Here is a 17080-nt window from a genome sequence, read left to right on the forward strand (position 1 = left end):
TCCCTAAAGGGAGAGGGGACTGCTCGCCGCAGAGGGGCTTTTCTCCCTCTCCCTGCGGGAGAGGGCCGGGGTGAGGGCCTTAATCTTCCTCAACCGTAAAATATCTCACCATTAACCGTTTCAGCCGCACCGCCTTCCTTGAGCCATGGCCGTTCTGGTGGTATGGTTTAGCGTTTTTTGAAAATTGAAACGACATTTGAGGGGATTTTCGTAATGCGTATTATTCTGCTTGGCGCTCCGGGCGCGGGTAAAGGAACTCAGGCTCAGTTCATCATGGAGAAATACGGTATTCCGCAAATCTCCACCGGCGATATGCTGCGCGCCGCGGTAAAATCCGGCTCCGAGCTCGGTAAACAAGCGAAAGACATTATGGACGCCGGCAAACTGGTTACCGATGAGCTGGTCATCGCGCTGGTGAAAGAGCGTATCGCCCAGGAAGATTGCCGTAACGGTTTCCTGCTGGATGGCTTCCCGCGCACTATCCCGCAGGCTGACGCCATGAAAGAAGCCGGCATCGCCGTTGACTACGTGCTGGAGTTCGCGGTACCGGACGAACTGATCGTCGATCGTATCGTGGGCCGCCGCGTACACGCTGCTTCCGGCCGCGTCTATCACATTAAATTCAACCCGCCGAAGGTGGAAGGTAAAGACGATGTGACCGGCGAAGAGCTGACCACCCGTAAAGACGATCAGGAAGAGACCGTCCGTAAGCGTCTGGTGGAATACCATCAGATGACTGCGCCGCTGATCGGCTACTATCAGAAAGAAGCGCAGGCGGGTAACACCCAGTACGCGAAAGTCGACGGCACTAAAGCGGTGGCAGACGTGCGCGCCGATCTGGAAAAAATCCTCGGCTAATTAAGCCCTTTCTCATCCTGCTGCGGCAGGATGAGAACACCTCTCATTTCTACCTTTTGCTATGATTGGTTCCGTTTAACGCCATTTACGCTACAATTGTCAGCGATTCAAATGGTTAAGAGGCGGTAATGCATCAGACGAAAACAGGTATTTTGCTAGCCAATTTAGGCACTCCCGATGCGCCCACGCCCGATGCGGTGAAGCGCTATCTGCGACAATTTCTTAGCGACAAACGGGTAGTGGATACGCCTCGTCTGCTGTGGTGGCCGCTGCTGCGCGGCATCATACTGCCGATTCGCGCTCCCCGCGTGGCGAAGCTCTATCAGTCCGTATGGATGGCGGAAGGCTCGCCGTTGATGGTGTATAGCCGTCAGCAGCAGCAGGCGCTGGCGGCCAGATTACCGGATGTCCCGGTGGCCCTGGGGATGAGCTATGGCTCGCCGTCGCTGGCAAGCGCTGTCGATGAGCTATTGGCTCAGGACGTTGACCATATCGTGGTATTGCCGCTGTATCCGCAATATTCGTGTTCTACCGTGGCGGCGGTATGGGATGAACTGGCGCGGATCCTCGCGAAAAAGCGCGCCATCCCGGGCGTTTCGTTTATCCGCGACTATGCCGATGACGCTGACTATATCCACGCGCTGGCGGCCAGCGTGCGCGCTTCGTTTGCCGTTCACGGCGAACCGGATGTGCTGCTGCTCTCCTATCACGGTATACCGCAACGCTACGCCCATGAGGGCGATGATTACCCGCAGCGCTGCCGGGTAACGACCCGCGAGCTGGTCTCAGTGCTCGGGCTGCCGCCGGAGCGGGTGATGATGACCTTCCAGTCGCGCTTTGGCCGTGAACCCTGGTTGACGCCGTACACCGACGAAACGCTAAAAATGCTCGGCAAGAAGGGCACAAAGCACGTTCAGGTTATCTGTCCGGGCTTCTCCGCCGACTGTCTGGAAACGCTGGAAGAAATCGCGGTGCAGAACCGGGAAATTTTCCTTGAGGCCGGCGGTAAGCAATATGAGTATATTCCGGCGCTTAATGCCGATCCTGCGCATATTGAGATGATGGTGAACCTGACCGCGTCGTATCGCTGATCGCGCGCGTGGCGGGGAATATGCTACTATTCCCCGCTTGTTCCCTGTCATTAAATCGCCACTATGAAATTTCCCGGTAAACGCAAATCTAAACACTATTTCCCCGTTAGCGCTCGCGATCCGCTGCTGCAACAAATTCAGCCAGAAAATGAGTCCAACGTCTCCTGGGTGGTTGGCATCGACCAGACGCTGGTGGATATCGAAGCGAAAGTGGATGAGGCGTTTATCGTACGCTACGGCCTGAGCGCCGGTCATTCGCTGGTGATTGAAGATGATGTCGCCGAAGCGCTGTATCAGGAACTGGTACGCGACGGCCTGATCACCCATCAATTTGCCGGCGGCACCATTGGCAATACCATGCACAATTATTCGGTGCTGGCGGACGACCGCTCGGTGCTGCTCGGCGTGATGTGCAGCAACATTGAGATCGGCGGCTACGCTTATCGCTACCTGTGCAATACTTCCAGCCGTACCGATCTCAACTACCTGCAGGGCGTCGATGGCGCCATTGGCCGCTGTTTTACGCTGATTAGCGATAGCGGCGAACGTACCTTTGCCATCAGTCCAGGCCACATGAACAAGCTGCGTCCGGAAAGCATCCCGGAAGAGGTGATTGCCGGCGCTTCCGCGCTGGTGCTGACCTCCTACCTGGTGCGCTGTAAGCCGGGCGAGCCGATGCCGGACGCGACGATGAAAGCCATTGAGTATGCCAAAAAGCATGATGTGCCGGTGGTGCTGACGCTGGGAACGAAATACGTGATTGCCGACAACCCGCAATGGTGGCAGCAGTTCCTCAAGGAACACGTTTCGATTCTGGCGATGAATGAAGAAGAAGCGGAAGCGCTGACCGGTATCGCCGACCCGCTCACCGCGGCGGATAAAGCGCTGGACTGGGTTGACCTGGTGCTGTGTACCGCAGGACCGGCGGGTCTCTATATGGCGAGCTTCACCGAGGAGGAAGCGAAGCGTAAAACGCAGCATCCACTTCTGCCGGGGGCGATTGCCGAGTTCAACCAGTATGAATTCAGCCGCGCGATGCGCCATCAGGATTGTGTTAATCCGCTGCGTATCTATTCGCACATCGCGCCTTATATGGGCGGCCCGGAGAAGATCATGAACACCAACGGCGCAGGCGACGGCGCGCTGGCGGCGTTGTTGCATGATATCACCGCCAATAACTACCATCGTAATAACGTGCCGAATTCCAGCAAACATAAATGCAAATGGCTGACCTACTCATCGCTGGCGCAGGTGTGCAAATACGCCAACCGCGTCAGCTATCAGGTGCTGAATCAGCATTCACCGCGTTTAACGCGTGGCCTGCCGGAGCGGGAAGATAGTCTGGAAGAGGCCTACTGGGACCGTTAATCCCGTGGATAAGAGTACGCCCCGCGAGCGGGGCGTCGTATCAACCGGTAACAATCTCGCCAGCCGGCGGCGTTTCCAGCAGACGTAACATCGCCCGTGCGATTTCGCGTTCCCCCATCACCACCTGATTGGCTCCGCGTTCGGTAATATAATCGACCTCATCGTCGTAATGGGCACGGGCGATAATCTCAATGTTCGGGCATTTTTCCCGCGCTGAGGCGACAATTTCACCGGCTTCATAGCCGTTAGGAATGGTCAGCAGCAGCCAGCGGGCGCAGTCGAGATGCGCCAGATTCATGATCTCTTCGTTGGCGGCATTGCCCAACACGGCGCTGATGCCGCGCTCACGCAGCTCATCCACGCGGGTGCGGGAGGTTTCAATTACTACCAGCGGGATCCCCTGGGCCATCAGTTTCTCGCCAAGCAGGCTGCCGACGCGGCCGAAGCCGACCAGCAGCGCATGGTTGCAGATATCCACCGGCACCTGTTTTTCGTCTTCCAGCACCTCTTCCAGCGTCTGTTCGTCGAGCGTTTCGGTTTTATCGAGATATTTTTCCAGCAGGGTAAACAGCACCGGGTTGAGCATAATCGAAATTATCGCCCCGGCCAGCACCAGGTTCTGCCCGGCCTGCGGCAGCAGATCCAGCGCCATGCCGAGACCGGCAAGAATAAAGGCGAATTCCCCGATTTGCGCCAGGCTGGCGGCGATGGTCAGGGCGGTACGCGGCGAGTGACCGAACATACGTACCAGGAAGAAAGCGGCGGCGGATTTACCAAAGATGATAATCGCCAGCGTCGCCAGCACCGCCAGCGGCTGTTCGACCAGGATCATCGGGTCAAATAGCATCCCGACGGAGACAAAGAACAGCACCGCGAAGGCGTCGCGCAGCGGCAGCGTATCGTGAGCGGCGCGGTGGCTGAGTTCGGATTCGTTAAGCACCATCCCGGCGAAGAATGCGCCAAGGGCGAAGGAGACGTCGAACAGCTCAACGGCACCGAAGGCGATGCCGAGCGCCAGCGCCAGTACCGACAAGGTAAACAGTTCGCGAGAGCCGGTTGCCGCGCTGCGCGACATGATCCACGGCACCAGACGGCGGCCCACCAGCATCATAATGGCAATAAAGGCGACGACTTTACCGATGGTAATACCCATATCGAGCGCCAGCGATGCCAGCCCAACATCGCCTTTTTCCACCATTCCGGCGATAGCGGGCAGCAGCACCAGCGTCAGTACCATCACTAAATCTTCAACGATCAGCCAGCCGATGGCGATTTGCCCACGCTGGCTATCAATAAGCTGCCGTTCCTCCAGCGCGCGCAGCAACACCACGGTGCTGGCGGTGGAAAGACACAGACCAAAGACGATGCCGGTCATCAGCGACCAGCCGAGCAGGGAAGAGAGCGCCATCCCGAGCAGCGTCGCCACGGCTATCTGGGCGATGGCTCCGGGAATGGCTATCGACTTTACCGCCATGAGATCTTTCAGCGAAAAGTGCAGCCCGACGCCAAACATCAGCAAGATGACGCCAAGTTCGGCCAGTTCAGGCGCAAGCTTGGTATCCGCAACAAAACCAGGAGTAAATGGACCGGCCAGCACGCCCGCTAATAAATATCCTACCAGTGGAGAAATACGTAGCTTATTGGCAATCATGCCGAGAATAAAGGCGAGCACAAGGCCGCCGACAATGGTGGTGATTAGCGGTGTTGCGTGATGCATTCCGTCTCCTTGCGTGTGGTGAGCCGATCCATTTTCGCTACTTAAAGCAAAAAACCGATTAATAGTTTATGACACTTTTGCTCGTTTTGTTTATGAATAATTATTGAAATTTGCGAAAAATTGGAATTACGGCAGAAAAAAGCACAGACAGGAAAATGGCGGCAGGTCATGGCGGCGTAATGCTGATGGGATAAGGGATTGCGGCGGCCAAACTTTCACTTTGGCCGCCAGATACTCAGGCTTTTTGATGGTTATTAGGCAGGAATATCGTCAGAATGCCAAGAAGCGGCAGGAAAGCACAGATTTTATAGACCAGATCGATACTGGTATGGTCGGCTAACAACCCCAATACCGCGGCGCCAAGGCCGCCCATGCCAAACGCGAATCCGAAGAACAGGCCGGAAACCATACCGATTCTCCCCGGCAACAGCTCCTGGGCATAGACCAGGATAGCGGAAAAGGCTGATGCGAGGATAAAACCAATTATCACCGTCAGGATCCCGGTCCATTCCAGCGATGCGTACGGTAAAATAAGGGTAAATGGCGCCACACCGAGGATAGAGCCCCAAATTACATATTTACGACCTATCTTATCGCCAACAGGCCCGCCAATCACCGTACCTGCGGCTACTGCAAACAGGAAGGCGAACAAGTGAAGTTGGGCGTTTTGCACCGATAATCCGAACTTATGCATAAGATAAAAGGTGTAATAGCTACTGATACTCGCCATGTAGAAGTATTTGGAGAAAATCAGCATTAACAGGATGCAGACGGCAAGGATGACCTTGTTACGCGGCAGCGGATTAACGATAACCGGCTTCGGTTTGCCTTTATTCATCCGGTGTTGCGCGGCGTACCAGCGGCTGATTTGCGACAGCACGACGATCGCCAGCAGCGCGGCCAGCACGAACCAGGCGACGTTGCCTTTGCCGTAGGGAGCGATGATCACCGCCGCCAGCAGCGGCCCCAGCGAGCTGCCGAAGTTGCCGCCAACCTGGAATAGTGATTGCGCCAGACCGTGACGGCCGCCGGAAGCCATCCGCGCCACGCGTGAGGATTCCGGATGGAAGACCGAAGAGCCGGTGCCGACAAGCGCAGCGGCCAGCAGCACCATGCCGAAGCTGCCGGCCAGCGCTAACAGAATTAAGCCGCAGAGGGTGAAACACATCCCCACCGGTAATGACCACGGCATCGAGCGTTTATCGGTGATGTAGCCAATCACCGGCTGGAAAAGCGATGACGTCAGCTGGAAAGTGAGGGTGATCATGCCGATCTGCACGAAAGTTAACGAGAATTCCGCCTGCAGCAGCGGATAAATCGCCAGGATGAGCGACTGGATCATGTCGTTTAGCAGATGGGAGAGGCTGATTGCCCCCAGGATGCCAAATGAGGTGCGCGCTTTTTGCGGCGGCGCGCCGGTACCGGGTAAGGACTGAGCGGATTGGTTGGTTGTCATAGGTTCACTTCAGCGAGTTCTATTTGTTGTAGAGAATGCAGGTTGATACCCTAAATAATTCGAGTTGCAAGAAGGCGGCGACACAGAGAATCCCCAGGAGCTTACTCTAGTAAGTGACTGGGGTGAGCGAGGAAAGCCAACGCACATGCAACTTGAAGTATGACGGGTAGAATTATTATCAGACTAACATACCTGTCCCCAAGGTTTGAAGGAAGTCGCAATTCTGAAAACATATTTGTCAAAGCGACTGACTCGCTATACTTTCGGCACTTGTTATTAAGTCAGGGAGTGAAACATGCATTATTTAAAACGCGGCGTGGCGCTGGCGTTATTCGCCGCCTTATCGCTGGGAAGCCTGTCAGCGCAGGCCTATGAGCAGGACAAAACCTATAAAATCACCATCCTGCACACCAACGACCACCACGGTCATTTCTGGCGCAACGATTATGGCGAATATGGCCTTGCGGCGCAGAAGACGCTGGTGGACGGTATCCGCAAAGAGGTGGCGGCCGAAGGCGGTAGCGTCCTGCTGCTGTCCGGCGGCGATATCAATACCGGGGTGCCGGAATCCGATTTACAGGATGCAGAACCTGATTTTCGCGGCATGAACCTGATAGGTTACGATGCCATGGCGGTCGGCAACCATGAGTTTGATAACCCGCTCAGCGTGCTGCGCCAGCAGGAAAAGTGGTCGAAGTTCCCTTTCCTGTCGGCCAATATCTATCAGAAAAGCACCGGCGAACGCCTGTTTAAACCTTGGGCGCTGTTTAAGCGCGGCGGGCTGAAGATTGCGGTGATTGGCTTAACCACCGATGATACGGCGAAAATCGGCAACCCGGAATATTTCACCGATATCGAATTCCGTAATCCGGCGGCAGAAGCCAAGCTGGTTATCCAGGAATTACAGCAAAATGAAAAGCCGGACGTGATTCTGGCGACCACCCACATGGGCCACTATGACAACGGCAATCACGGCTCTAACGCGCCGGGCGACGTTGAAATGGCGCGGAGCCTACCTGCGGGATCGCTGGCGATGATCGTCGGCGGCCACTCGCAGGATCCGGTATGCATGGCGTCGGAGAATAAAAAGCAGGTCGATTATGTCCCCGGAACCCCGTGCGCGCCGGATCGCCAGAATGGCATCTGGATCGTGCAGGCTCACGAGTGGGGTAAATATGTCGGCCGCGCCGATTTTGAATTCCGCAACGGGGAGATGAAGCTGGTGCACTATCAGCTAATCCCGGTCAACCTGAAGAAGAAAGTCACCTGGGATAACGGTCAGAGCGAGCGCGTGTTGTATACGCCGCAAATTGCTGAAAACCCGCAGATGCTCTCGCTGTTAACGCCGTTCCAAAATAAAGGCAAGGCGCAGTTACAGGTGAAAATAGGCAGCGTCAACGGCCATCTTGAAGGCGATCGCAGCAAAGTTCGCTTCGTACAAACCAATATGGGGCGTCTGCTGCTGGCGGCGCAGATGGCGCGCAGCAATGCTGATTTCGCGGTGATGAGCGGCGGCGGTATTCGCGACTCCATCGAAGCGGGTGATATTACCTATAAAGACGTGATGAAAGTGCAGCCGTTCGGCAACGTGCTGACTTACGTCGATATGAGCGGTAAAGAGGTGATTGAGTACCTGACCGCCGTCGCGCAGATGAAGCCGGATTCCGGCGCTTATCCGCAGTTCGCCAATGTCAGTTTCGTTGCCAAAGACGGCAAGCTTAACGATCTGAAAATCAAAGGTGAACCGGTTGAACCGGCGAAAACTTACCGTATGGCGACGCTGAGCTTTAACGCCACCGGCGGTGACGGCTACCCGCACATCGATAATAAACCGGGATACGTCAATACCGGTTTTATCGATGCCGAGGTGCTGAAAGAGTACATCGAGAAGAACTCGCCGCTGGATGCGGCGGCCTACGAGCCGAAGGGCGAGGTCAGCTGGCAGTAAGCCATCGCTTACCGGGGCCCGGATAGGGCGCGTGCGCCGCTATCCGGGACGGTGTGCTTAATCGCGGCGGGCGATATCGGCGAACTTCGCGTCCAGAAGCTTCGCCAGATCGCTTGCCGCCAGTTCAATATCCAGCCCGCGTTTGCCGCCGGAAATATAGATGGTGGCAAACTCCTGCGCCGGGGCATCAATCACCGTCGGCAGACGCTTTTTCTGCCCAAGTGGGCTGATGCCGCCGACCAGATATCCGGTGATCCGCTGTGCGACCATTGGGTCGGCCATATCTACCTTCTTGGCGCCCAGCGCTTTGGCCACTTTTTTCAAATCCAGTTGACCGGCAACCGGGGTGACGGCGACCGCCAGATGTTTCATATCGCCGTTAACGGCCACTAATAGCGTCTTGTAAACCTGATCCGCATTGAGCCCCAGCTTGCGAACCACTTCATCGCCAAAATTGGTCTCTTGAGGATCGTGTTCGTAGCTGTGGATCTGAAAGGTAATTTTGTTTTTTTCGAGTAATTTAACGGCGGGAGTCATAGTAATCCTTCTTACCAACCGACCTAACGTATGACCAGCATACGCGTGAGGGTTGTATAAAAAATAGTACCATCTTGCGCAATAGTATTGGCAGTGATGGTCACTTTGAGCGACAATCAGACGATCCGGGATGTATATCCCGGGATAATAATAATGATGAAATTCCTCTTTGACGGGCCAATAGCAATATTGGCCATTTTTTTACGTCAACATATCCGGCAGGTTCCCTTCGCCATACAGATGCAGCGCGCCGACGGCGACGACGTAACGCCCCGGCGGCAGGGCAAGCAGCGTGTCGCGCCAGGCTATGTTGCGCTGATGCATCAGTACATCATATAAAGACTGGCTGAAGGTCGTCGGCAGCGTTTCCGCGCCGCGCGACGGCGGTTGTTCCAGCCACCAGCCGATCATGACCTGCAGTAAACGGGCGTTGGTGCGCCAGTGGCTCAGCGTATCTTCCAGCAGCGCCTTACCGCCGTCAGGCAGATTGCGTAACAGCGCGATTTGGCTATCGGCGCCTTCCAGCTCCATTACCCTTATGTTGCTCTCGCGGGCAGCCATCAGCAACTGATAATCAATGCCGTAATCGGGTCGTAACCCCAGCTTTTGCGCCTGAGTGGCTTGTAGCACCATCGCCACCTGCCATAGCGGCTGGCTATCGAAAAGATCGACCGACAAACCCAGTTCGCCGGCGCGTGAGCGTAATTCTGCTAATTGTGTTTCGCTCAGACGTTCAGCCAGCGGGGGATAAGAGGGGAGATTACTGAAAGGCGTTTCATTACCGGTGATATCTGCTTCGACGATTAAGGCGTCGGCCTGACGTATCTTTTTCAGTAGCTTAGCCGGCGGCGGCGCCATGTCGCGGGTGCCCATATGGATGCTGCCGACGAGGTGTAAATAACGGTCGCCGGGCAGGACGATATCCATTGCAGGCCAGGAATAAGACGAGCCGACGGCGGCTCGCCACAGCATTTTTATTCGGTTTAACAGGCCCATACGCGCTCCGAAGTGTGAGGCATTCATGCTAGCGCATCTGGTGGTGGCCGTCATCTTTCCCGCGGGTTTTTATTGTCGCCAGGAAATAAACGGGCGCTGAGTAACCTCAGCGCCCGTTTTCCTGTGGCTGTGCCTATTCTTTCGGTTTAAAGCGCAGCAGGCGGTTAGCGTTACTCACCACGGTGATTGACGACAGCGCCATTGCCGCGCCGGCGACCACCGGGTTCAGCAGGGTACCGGTCAGCGGCCAGAGGATCCCAGCGGCAATCGGGATGCCTAACGAGTTATAAACAAATGCGCCAAGCAGGTTCTGTTTCATATTGCGTAACGTCGCCTTCGAAATCGCTAAAGCATCGGCCACGCCGTTAAGGCTATGGCGCATCAGGGTGATCGCCGCAGTTTCAACCGCGACATCACTGCCGCCGCCCATGGCGATACCGACATCCGCCTGCGCCAGCGCCGGGGCGTCGTTAATACCGTCGCCGACCATCGCCACTTTGTGCCCCTGGCTCTGCAGACGTTTAATGGCATCGGCTTTGCCGTCCGGCAGCACGCCGGCTATCACTTCATCAATGCCCGCTTCTTTGGCGATGGCATTGGCGGTGGTCGGGTTATCCCCGGTCAGCATCACCAGCCGGTAGCCCTGATGATGCAGGCGCGCCAGCGCGTCGATGCTATCTTCACGTAGCGGGTCGCGGATGGCGAACAGCGCGGCGGCCTGACCATCGATCGCCAGCAGTACCGGCGTGGCGCCGCGCGAGGCCTGTGTCGTCATCTCGCTTTCCAGCTCGGCGGTGGCGATATGCTGCTCGTTAAGCAGCGCCTGGTTGCCGAGCAGCAGTCGATGGCCTTCCGCTTCACCGCTGACGCCGAGCCCGCGCAGGGTACGGAAGCCGCTTACCTCCGGTAAAGTGCTGTCGGCGGCTTTATCAAGGATCGCCCGCGCCAGCGGATGGCTCGAACCCTGCTCGAGCGCGGCGGCAAGACGCACCGCGGTTGTTTCATCAACCCCTGCAAAGGTTTTCACGGCCACCACCTGCGGCTTGCCTTCGGTCAGGGTGCCGGTTTTATCAAACACCAGCGTATCGAGTTCGCTGGCGCGCTGCAGAGCATCGGCGTCACGCACCAGAACGCCATATTCTGCCGCCCGGCCAACGCCGGAAATAATCGACATCGGTGTTGCCAGGCCTAACGCGCATGGACAGGCGATAATCAGTACCGTGGTGGCAATGACCAGGGTATAGACGATTTGCGGCGCCGGGCCGAAGAAGTACCAGATAGCGGCGCTAATCAGCGCAATGGCTACCACTGCCGGAACAAATACCGCCGAGATTTTATCCGCCAGTTGGCCGATTTCCGGTTTGCTACTTTGCGCCTGGCGCACCATGCGAATAATCCGCGCCAGCGTGGTCTGGCTGCCGACGGCGCTGGCGGTAAACAGCACGCTGCCGTCCTGCACCACGGTACCGGCATGAATGGCGTCGCCATCGCCTTTTTGCTGCGGTATCGGTTCGCCGGTAAGCATGGCTTCATCAAACCAGGCTTCGCCCTGGCTTATCACGCCGTCAACCGGAACGCGATCGCCAGTGGTCAGGCGCAGCGTCATACCCGCCTCAACTTCCGCGAGCGGCAGATCTTTCTCGCCTTCAGGCGTCACGACGCGTGCCGAAGGCGGCGTCAGGTCGAGCAGTTTTTCCAGCGCTTTCGAGGAGCGCTGGCGCGCGCGGGCTTCCAGCATATGGCCGAGGTTGATAAGACCAATGATCATTGCGCTGGCTTCGTAATACAGGTGGCGCGCTTCCATCGGAAACCACTGCGGCCACAGGTTGACGCTCATTGAATATAGCCAGGCGACACCAGTTCCCAGGGCGACCAGCGTATCCATGGTGGCGGTGCCGTTTTTCAGGCTTTTCCAGGCGCTGCGGTAGAAGTGACCGCCTGCGAAGACCATCACCGCGAGGGTGATAAGGCCGATGACCAGCCACAGCGATCGATTGTCGTCGCTGACCATCATGTTATCGCCGATCATGCCCCAGACCATAACCGGTACGCCGACCAACAGGGCGACAATCGCCTGCCAGCGAAAACGTTTCATGGTGGCGATGGCGGTTTCCTGCTGTCGTTCGCGGCGTTCGAGATCGTCTTCGATCGCCTCCGCGCCGTAGCCGGCTTTTTCCACCGCCTGCACTAATTCGGCGGCGGACGCACTGCCCATTACCAGCGCCGTGCGTTCCGCCAGGTTTACCCGCGCCTGTGAGACTCCCGGCACCGCGGCAAGCGCGTTTTGTACCCGGGAAACGCAACTGGCGCAGCTCATGCCGTTGATCAGCAGCTGTTGACTGTCATCCTCGTCATGGGCTGCCGGAAGCTCGGGAGTGGCCGCTGTCAGTGCTTCCGACGGGATTGATGATTCTGCCAGCGGTTTAGCCTTTGGGTGGCTCAGCTCCGCGCCGTATCCGGCTTGTTTGATGGTCTCAATCAGGGCTGCAGCGCTGGCGCTGCCCGTGACGTGGGCTTCGGTAACGGTAACATCAGCCTGTTCAACGTCGGGACGTTGTTCGAGGCTCTCTTTCACGCGTTTAACGCAGTGGCCGCAGGAGAGGCCATCAAGCGTCAGGTCGATAGTGTTAGACATAAAAAACTCCTGAATAATTTCCGGTTAATGATTGACCGAACACACTCTTTCATCGAGTATTAAGAAGGTTAAACCTTCCAGCAAGGGGAAGGTCAAGGGGGAAAAATGAATATTAGCGATGTGGCGAAAAAAACCGGCTTAACCAGCAAAGCGATTCGTTTTTACGAAGAGAAAGGGCTGGTGACGGCGCCGCTGCGTAGCGATAACGGCTACCGTACCTATAGTCAGAAGCATCTGGATGAACTGACGCTGCTGCGCCAGGCGCGGCAGGTGGGATTTAATCTGGAAGAGTGCCGCGAGCTGGTGGCGTTATTCAACGATCCGTCACGGCACAGTGCCGATGTGAAAAAAAGAACGCTGGAGAAAGTCGCGGATATTGAGAACCATATCCGCGAGTTGCAAAACATGCGCGCGCATCTGCTGGCGCTGGCGGACGCCTGCCCAGGCGATGACAGCGCGGATTGCCCAATAATGGATAACCTCTCCGGCTGCTGTCACCGCAAAGCGCAGGCTTAACGGACGGCGGCTCTTACCCGCAAGGTAATTCCTTCGATGGCGACCACTTCAACCTTGCTGCCCGCCGCGAGGTCCTCATCGGCAATCACCGGCCAGGAGCTATCGCCGACGCGGACGTGGCCACGACCGTTTTCCAGCGCGTTGTCGAGAGTAAAACGGCGGCCAACCAGCTGCTGGCCGCGCTGGTTAAGCTGCGCGTCGGCGGGGCGCTGCTGCCTCATACGTTTACGCAGCCATTTTGACCACAGCCAGGCCGCCAGCAGGGTAAGAACGGCAAACAGCGTCCCTTGCCATTCCCAACTGAGTGGAATAGCCCATATTAGCAGGCCGGTGACGACGCCAGCTACGCCGCTCCACAGCAGGTAGCCATTGCTGCCGAGCATCTCTGCCGCCAGCAACAGCCCGCCAAGGGTCAGCCAGAAAATATGCGGATGGGCGAGGATCAGGGCGATCATGATTTTTTCCGCTCGGCGCTACTCTCTTTCAGCAGTTCGCCGATCCCGGCTATCGAGCCCATCAGGCTGCTGGCATCCAGCGGCATCAGTACCACTTTGCTGTTGTTGGCGGCGCCAATCTGCTGCAGCGCGTCGGTATATTTCTGCGCCACGAAGTAGTTAATCGCCTGAATGTCCCCTGAGGCAATCGCCGATGACACCATCTGGGTGGCGCGGGCTTCCGCTTCGGCGGAACGTTCGCGGGCTTCCGCCTGCAGGAAGGCTGACTGACGTTCACCTTCGGCTTTGAGGATTTGCGACTGCTTTTCGCCTTCGGCTTTGAGAATTTCCGCCTGGCGCACCCCTTCAGCTTCCAGGATGTAGGCGCGTTTGGTTCGCTCGGCTTTCATCTGGGCGTTCATTGAGGAGATAAGTTCCGCAGGCGGACGAACGTCGCGGATTTCGACGCGGGTGATTTTTACCCCCCACGGATTGGTGGCGTCGTCGACGATATGCAGCAGGCGGGTGTTAATGCTATCGCGCTGGGAGAGCATTTCATCCAGCTCCATCGAGCCGAGCACGGTACGAATATTGGTCATCGTCAGATTGACGATCGCCAGCTCAAGATTGCTGACTTCATAGGCGGCTTTTGGCGCATCGATAACCTGAATGAAGCACACGGCGTCAATGGTGACGTTGGCGTTATCGCGGGAGATGACCTCCTGTGAAGGGATATCCAGTACCTGCTCCATCATGTTCACTTTACGGCCGATGCGGTCCATAAACGGCACCACTAAACTTAAGCCCGGCTGCAGGGTCTGCGTGTAGCGGCCAAAGCGTTCGACGGTCCATTGATATCCCTGCGGCACGATTTTTACTGCCGCCCCCACAATGACCAGCGCGACAAAAATAAGAACGGGGATAAAAATCAGCATCAAAAACCTCCTGTCTTGTTGCCTGATGGGCGCCGCAGCGAAATGGCGCATGTTTAAACAGAGTATAACTTTCTCCTTGTTCCGGTGAAAGAAAACTGGAGTAAACTGTCTGGGTTTGAGGAAATAAACTGGACATATAATGAAGGAAAATAACGCGATTTTACGTCTCGAGGGTGTTGGTTTTAAAACCGACGACGCGGTCATCCTCAATAATATCGATCTCCGGATTGCGGCCGGGGAATTTAAGTTGATTACCGGGCCATCCGGATGCGGCAAAAGTACGCTGCTGAAAATTATCGCCTCGCTGCTGAGCCCGACCAGCGGAGAGATTTTTTTCAATGACAAAGATATCACTACGCTGACGCCAGAAAACTATCGCCAGCAGGTCTCTTACTGCGCGCAAACCCCGGCGCTATTCGGCGATTCGGTCTATGACAACCTGGTCTTCCCATGGCAGATCCGCAACAAACAGCCGGATCCTAAAGCGCTGATTGCCGACCTCGAACGATTCGGGCTGGCGGATAACACGTTGGAGAAATCCATTAATGAGCTTTCCGGCGGTGAAAAGCAGCGGGTCTCGCTCATTCGTAATTTGCAGTTTCTACCGCAGGTTTTGCTGCTTGATGAAATTACCAGCGCGCTGGATGAAAGTAATAAGCGCAACGTTAACGAGATTATTCATCGCTACGCGACGGAAAAAGGGATGGCCATTCTGTGGGTCACTCACGACCAGAACGAAATTGCCCATGCTGATGAAGTCATTACGCTACAGCCTGCCGGCGGGAAAATGCAGGAGGTGAAAAATGAACGGGCATAATATTACTAACGAATCACTGGCGCTCTCGATGGTGCTGGTGCTGGTAGCGATCGTCGTCAGCTATCGGGAAAAGCTAGCGCTGGAAAAAGATATCATCTGGAGTATTTGCCGGGCGATAGTGCAATTAATTATCGTCGGCTACGTGCTGAAATATATCTTTAACGTCAACCATGCGGTGTTGACGCTATTGATGGTGCTGTTTATCTGCTTCAACGCGGCGTGGAATGCGAAGAAGCGCAGTAAATATATCGACAAAGCTTTTGTTTCATCGTTTATCGCTATTACCACCGGCGCTGGACTAACGTTGGCGGTACTGGTCTTCTCGGGGTCGATCGCCTTTGTGCCGATGCAGGTTATTCCGATTGCCGGCATGGTGGCCGGTAACGCTATGGTGGCGGTAGGACTGTGCTACAACAATATGGGCCAGCGTTTTAACAGCGAGCAGCAGCAGATTCAGGAGAAGCTAAGCCTCGGCGCGACGCCGAAGATGGCCTCCGCGCGGCTGATTCGCGACAGCATACGCGCTTCGTTGATTCCCACGGTAGATTCGGCGAAAACGGTCGGGCTGGTGAGTTTACCGGGCATGATGTCGGGACTGATTTTCGCCGGGATTGACCCGGTGAAGGCGATTAAGTATCAGATTATGGTCACGTTTATGTTGCTATCGACCGCCAGCCTGTCGACGATCATTGCCGGCTATCTGACCTATCGGAAGTTCTTCAATGCCCGCCATCAATTGGTGGTGACGCAGTTAAAAAAGCGCCCGTAAGTATTCCCGGGTTGCGGCTTACGCCTTACCCGGGCTACCACGGCGTAATCTGTAGCCCGGATAAGCGTAGCGCTATCCGGGTCAGCGCCTCTGATTAATACAGCAGTGAATACAGCTGGCGGCGGTACTTCGCCGCCAGGGCGTCGCCGGTGCCGAGCGCCGCGAGGATCTCTTGCAGCATTTTGCGCACCTGGCCATCGCCGGCGCCTAAATCTTTTTGCAGATGCGTGAAGAGCAGCGCCAGCGCTTCTTCGTTGCGCCCGACCTGGTGCAGCTGCAACGCCAGCTGCGACGCCAGCGCCGCGTCGTCCGGGTTCTGCTCGACCTGCTGCTGAAGTTGCTGGATTTCCGGGGTATCAGCGGCCTGCTTAAGCAGGTCAATCTGCGCCACCAGCCCCTGATAACGGGTGTCTTGATCCTGCAGCGGCACGGTTTTCAGCACACCTTCGGCCTCATCGGAACGCTGCAGGGCAATTAGCGTTTCCGCCAGCAGCAGGCCAATCTGGCTATCCTGGTTAGACAACTGCCAGGCGTCTTTCAGCAGCGGCAGCGCGTCGGCGTATTTTTCTTCCTGCATCAGCGCCAGCGCTTCCTGCGCTTTCAATTCTTCTTCGCGCGGCAGCACTTTATCCAGCAGGGCGCGGATAGCCTCTTCCGGCTGCGGGCCTTCAAAACCATCTACCGGCTGGCCGTTCTGGAACAGATACACCGTTGGGATCGCGCGCAGACCAAACTGCGAGGCCAGCATCTGCTCCGCGTCGCAATCTACTTTCGCCAGCGTAAACTGACCGTGATATTGGGCGGCCAGGCGCTCAAGCACCGGCGTCAGCTGTTCGCAGTGCTGGCTGCGGGCGGACCAGAAGTAAAACAGCACCGGCGCATTCATGGATTGCTGCAGCGTCTGCTGCAGATTAGCTTCGGTAATATTGACAATATTCTGTTCGGACATGAGCGTATCTCGTTGGTCGATTTCTGTTTTAGATGGGGGCGACATTCAGCGCTT

The 17080-nt window shown here is 56.4% G+C and carries 15 protein-coding genes; 7 read left to right on the top strand and 8 right to left on the bottom strand.

What is annotated here, in order from left to right; translation table 11 throughout:
* Positions 1–213: 213 nt before the first annotated feature.
* The 3 genes from adk to PGR79_RS09545 all read left to right on the top strand — a co-directional run bounded on the left by adk (position 214) and on the right by PGR79_RS09545 (position 3317).
* Positions 214–858, top strand: coding sequence for an adenylate kinase (gene adk / locus PGR79_RS09535; protein WP_015367904.1), 645 nt, complete (start codon positions 214–216; stop codon positions 856–858).
* Positions 859–986: 128 nt separating this feature from the next.
* On the top strand, positions 987–1949 hold the full coding sequence (gene hemH, locus PGR79_RS09540) for a ferrochelatase (protein WP_430921536.1): 963 nt from the start codon (positions 987–989) through the stop codon (positions 1947–1949).
* 63 nt (positions 1950–2012) lie between these two features.
* Positions 2013–3317, top strand: coding sequence for an inosine/guanosine kinase (locus PGR79_RS09545; protein ID WP_015367902.1), 1305 nt, complete (start codon positions 2013–2015; stop codon positions 3315–3317).
* Positions 3318–3357: 40 nt separating this feature from the next.
* On the opposite strand, the gene ybaL is transcribed toward PGR79_RS09545, so the two are convergent.
* Positions 3358–5034, bottom strand: a complete 1677-nt coding sequence (gene ybaL, locus PGR79_RS09550; protein WP_015367901.1) for a YbaL family putative K(+) efflux transporter — start codon at positions 5032–5034, stop codon at positions 3358–3360.
* Positions 5035–5269: 235 nt separating this feature from the next.
* Complete coding sequence (locus PGR79_RS09555; RefSeq protein WP_045393513.1) at positions 5270–6490, bottom strand: MFS transporter; 1221 nt, start codon at positions 6488–6490, stop codon at positions 5270–5272.
* A gap of 295 nt (positions 6491–6785) precedes the next feature.
* On the opposite strand from PGR79_RS09555, the gene ushA reads away from it, so the two are divergent.
* Complete coding sequence (ushA, locus tag PGR79_RS09560; RefSeq protein ID WP_430921538.1) at positions 6786–8438, top strand: bifunctional UDP-sugar hydrolase/5'-nucleotidase UshA; 1653 nt, start codon at positions 6786–6788, stop codon at positions 8436–8438.
* 57 nt (positions 8439–8495) lie between these two features.
* Here the strand turns inward: ushA and ybaK are convergent, their stop codons facing one another.
* The 3 genes from ybaK to copA form a co-directional block, all read right to left on the bottom strand.
* A complete protein-coding gene (gene ybaK / locus PGR79_RS09565; RefSeq protein WP_015367897.1) occupies positions 8496–8975 on the bottom strand; it encodes a Cys-tRNA(Pro)/Cys-tRNA(Cys) deacylase YbaK in 480 nt (159 codons plus the stop codon).
* A gap of 201 nt (positions 8976–9176) precedes the next feature.
* Complete coding sequence (locus tag PGR79_RS09570) at positions 9177–9971, bottom strand: TraB/GumN family protein (RefSeq protein ID WP_113373765.1); 795 nt, start codon at positions 9969–9971, stop codon at positions 9177–9179.
* Positions 9972–10104: 133 nt separating this feature from the next.
* On the bottom strand, positions 10105–12606 hold the full coding sequence (gene copA, locus PGR79_RS09575; protein WP_430921540.1) for a copper-exporting P-type ATPase CopA: 2502 nt from the start codon (positions 12604–12606) through the stop codon (positions 10105–10107).
* A gap of 105 nt (positions 12607–12711) precedes the next feature.
* On the opposite strand from copA, the gene cueR reads away from it, so the two are divergent.
* On the top strand, positions 12712–13122 hold the full coding sequence (gene cueR, locus PGR79_RS09580) for a Cu(I)-responsive transcriptional regulator (protein ID WP_087860348.1): 411 nt from the start codon (positions 12712–12714) through the stop codon (positions 13120–13122).
* Here the strand turns inward: cueR and PGR79_RS09585 are convergent.
* Both PGR79_RS09585 and PGR79_RS09590 read right to left on the bottom strand, forming a co-directional pair.
* Positions 13119–13577: an NfeD family protein gene (locus tag PGR79_RS09585; RefSeq protein ID WP_430916998.1), complete on the bottom strand. Its 459-nt coding sequence runs from the start codon at positions 13575–13577 to the stop codon at positions 13119–13121. The genes cueR and PGR79_RS09585 overlap by 4 nt on opposite strands.
* On the bottom strand, positions 13574–14491 hold the full coding sequence (locus PGR79_RS09590; protein WP_020079443.1) for an SPFH domain-containing protein: 918 nt from the start codon (positions 14489–14491) through the stop codon (positions 13574–13576). The genes PGR79_RS09585 and PGR79_RS09590 overlap by 4 nt, the downstream gene beginning before the upstream one ends.
* A 139-nt stretch (positions 14492–14630) precedes the next feature.
* Between PGR79_RS09590 and fetA the strand changes: the two genes are divergently transcribed.
* Both fetA and fetB read left to right on the top strand, forming a co-directional pair.
* Positions 14631–15308 carry an iron efflux ABC transporter ATP-binding subunit FetA gene (fetA, locus tag PGR79_RS09595; RefSeq protein WP_087860346.1) on the top strand — a complete coding sequence of 226 codons (678 nt, stop codon included), beginning with the start codon at positions 14631–14633 and terminating at the stop codon, positions 15306–15308.
* Positions 15295–16077: an iron efflux ABC transporter permease subunit FetB gene (fetB, locus tag PGR79_RS09600; protein WP_015367890.1), complete on the top strand. Its 783-nt coding sequence runs from the start codon at positions 15295–15297 to the stop codon at positions 16075–16077. Before fetA ends, fetB begins: the two co-directional genes overlap by 14 nt.
* A 94-nt stretch (positions 16078–16171) precedes the next feature.
* Here the strand turns inward: fetB and PGR79_RS09605 are convergent, their stop codons facing one another.
* Complete coding sequence (locus tag PGR79_RS09605) at positions 16172–17026, bottom strand: co-chaperone YbbN (RefSeq protein WP_430921543.1); 855 nt, start codon at positions 17024–17026, stop codon at positions 16172–16174.
* Positions 17027–17080 lie beyond the last annotated feature (54 nt).

The organism is Klebsiella sp. 141161 (assembly GCF_050600815.1).
Classification (GTDB): domain Bacteria; phylum Pseudomonadota; class Gammaproteobacteria; order Enterobacterales; family Enterobacteriaceae; genus Klebsiella; species Klebsiella aerogenes.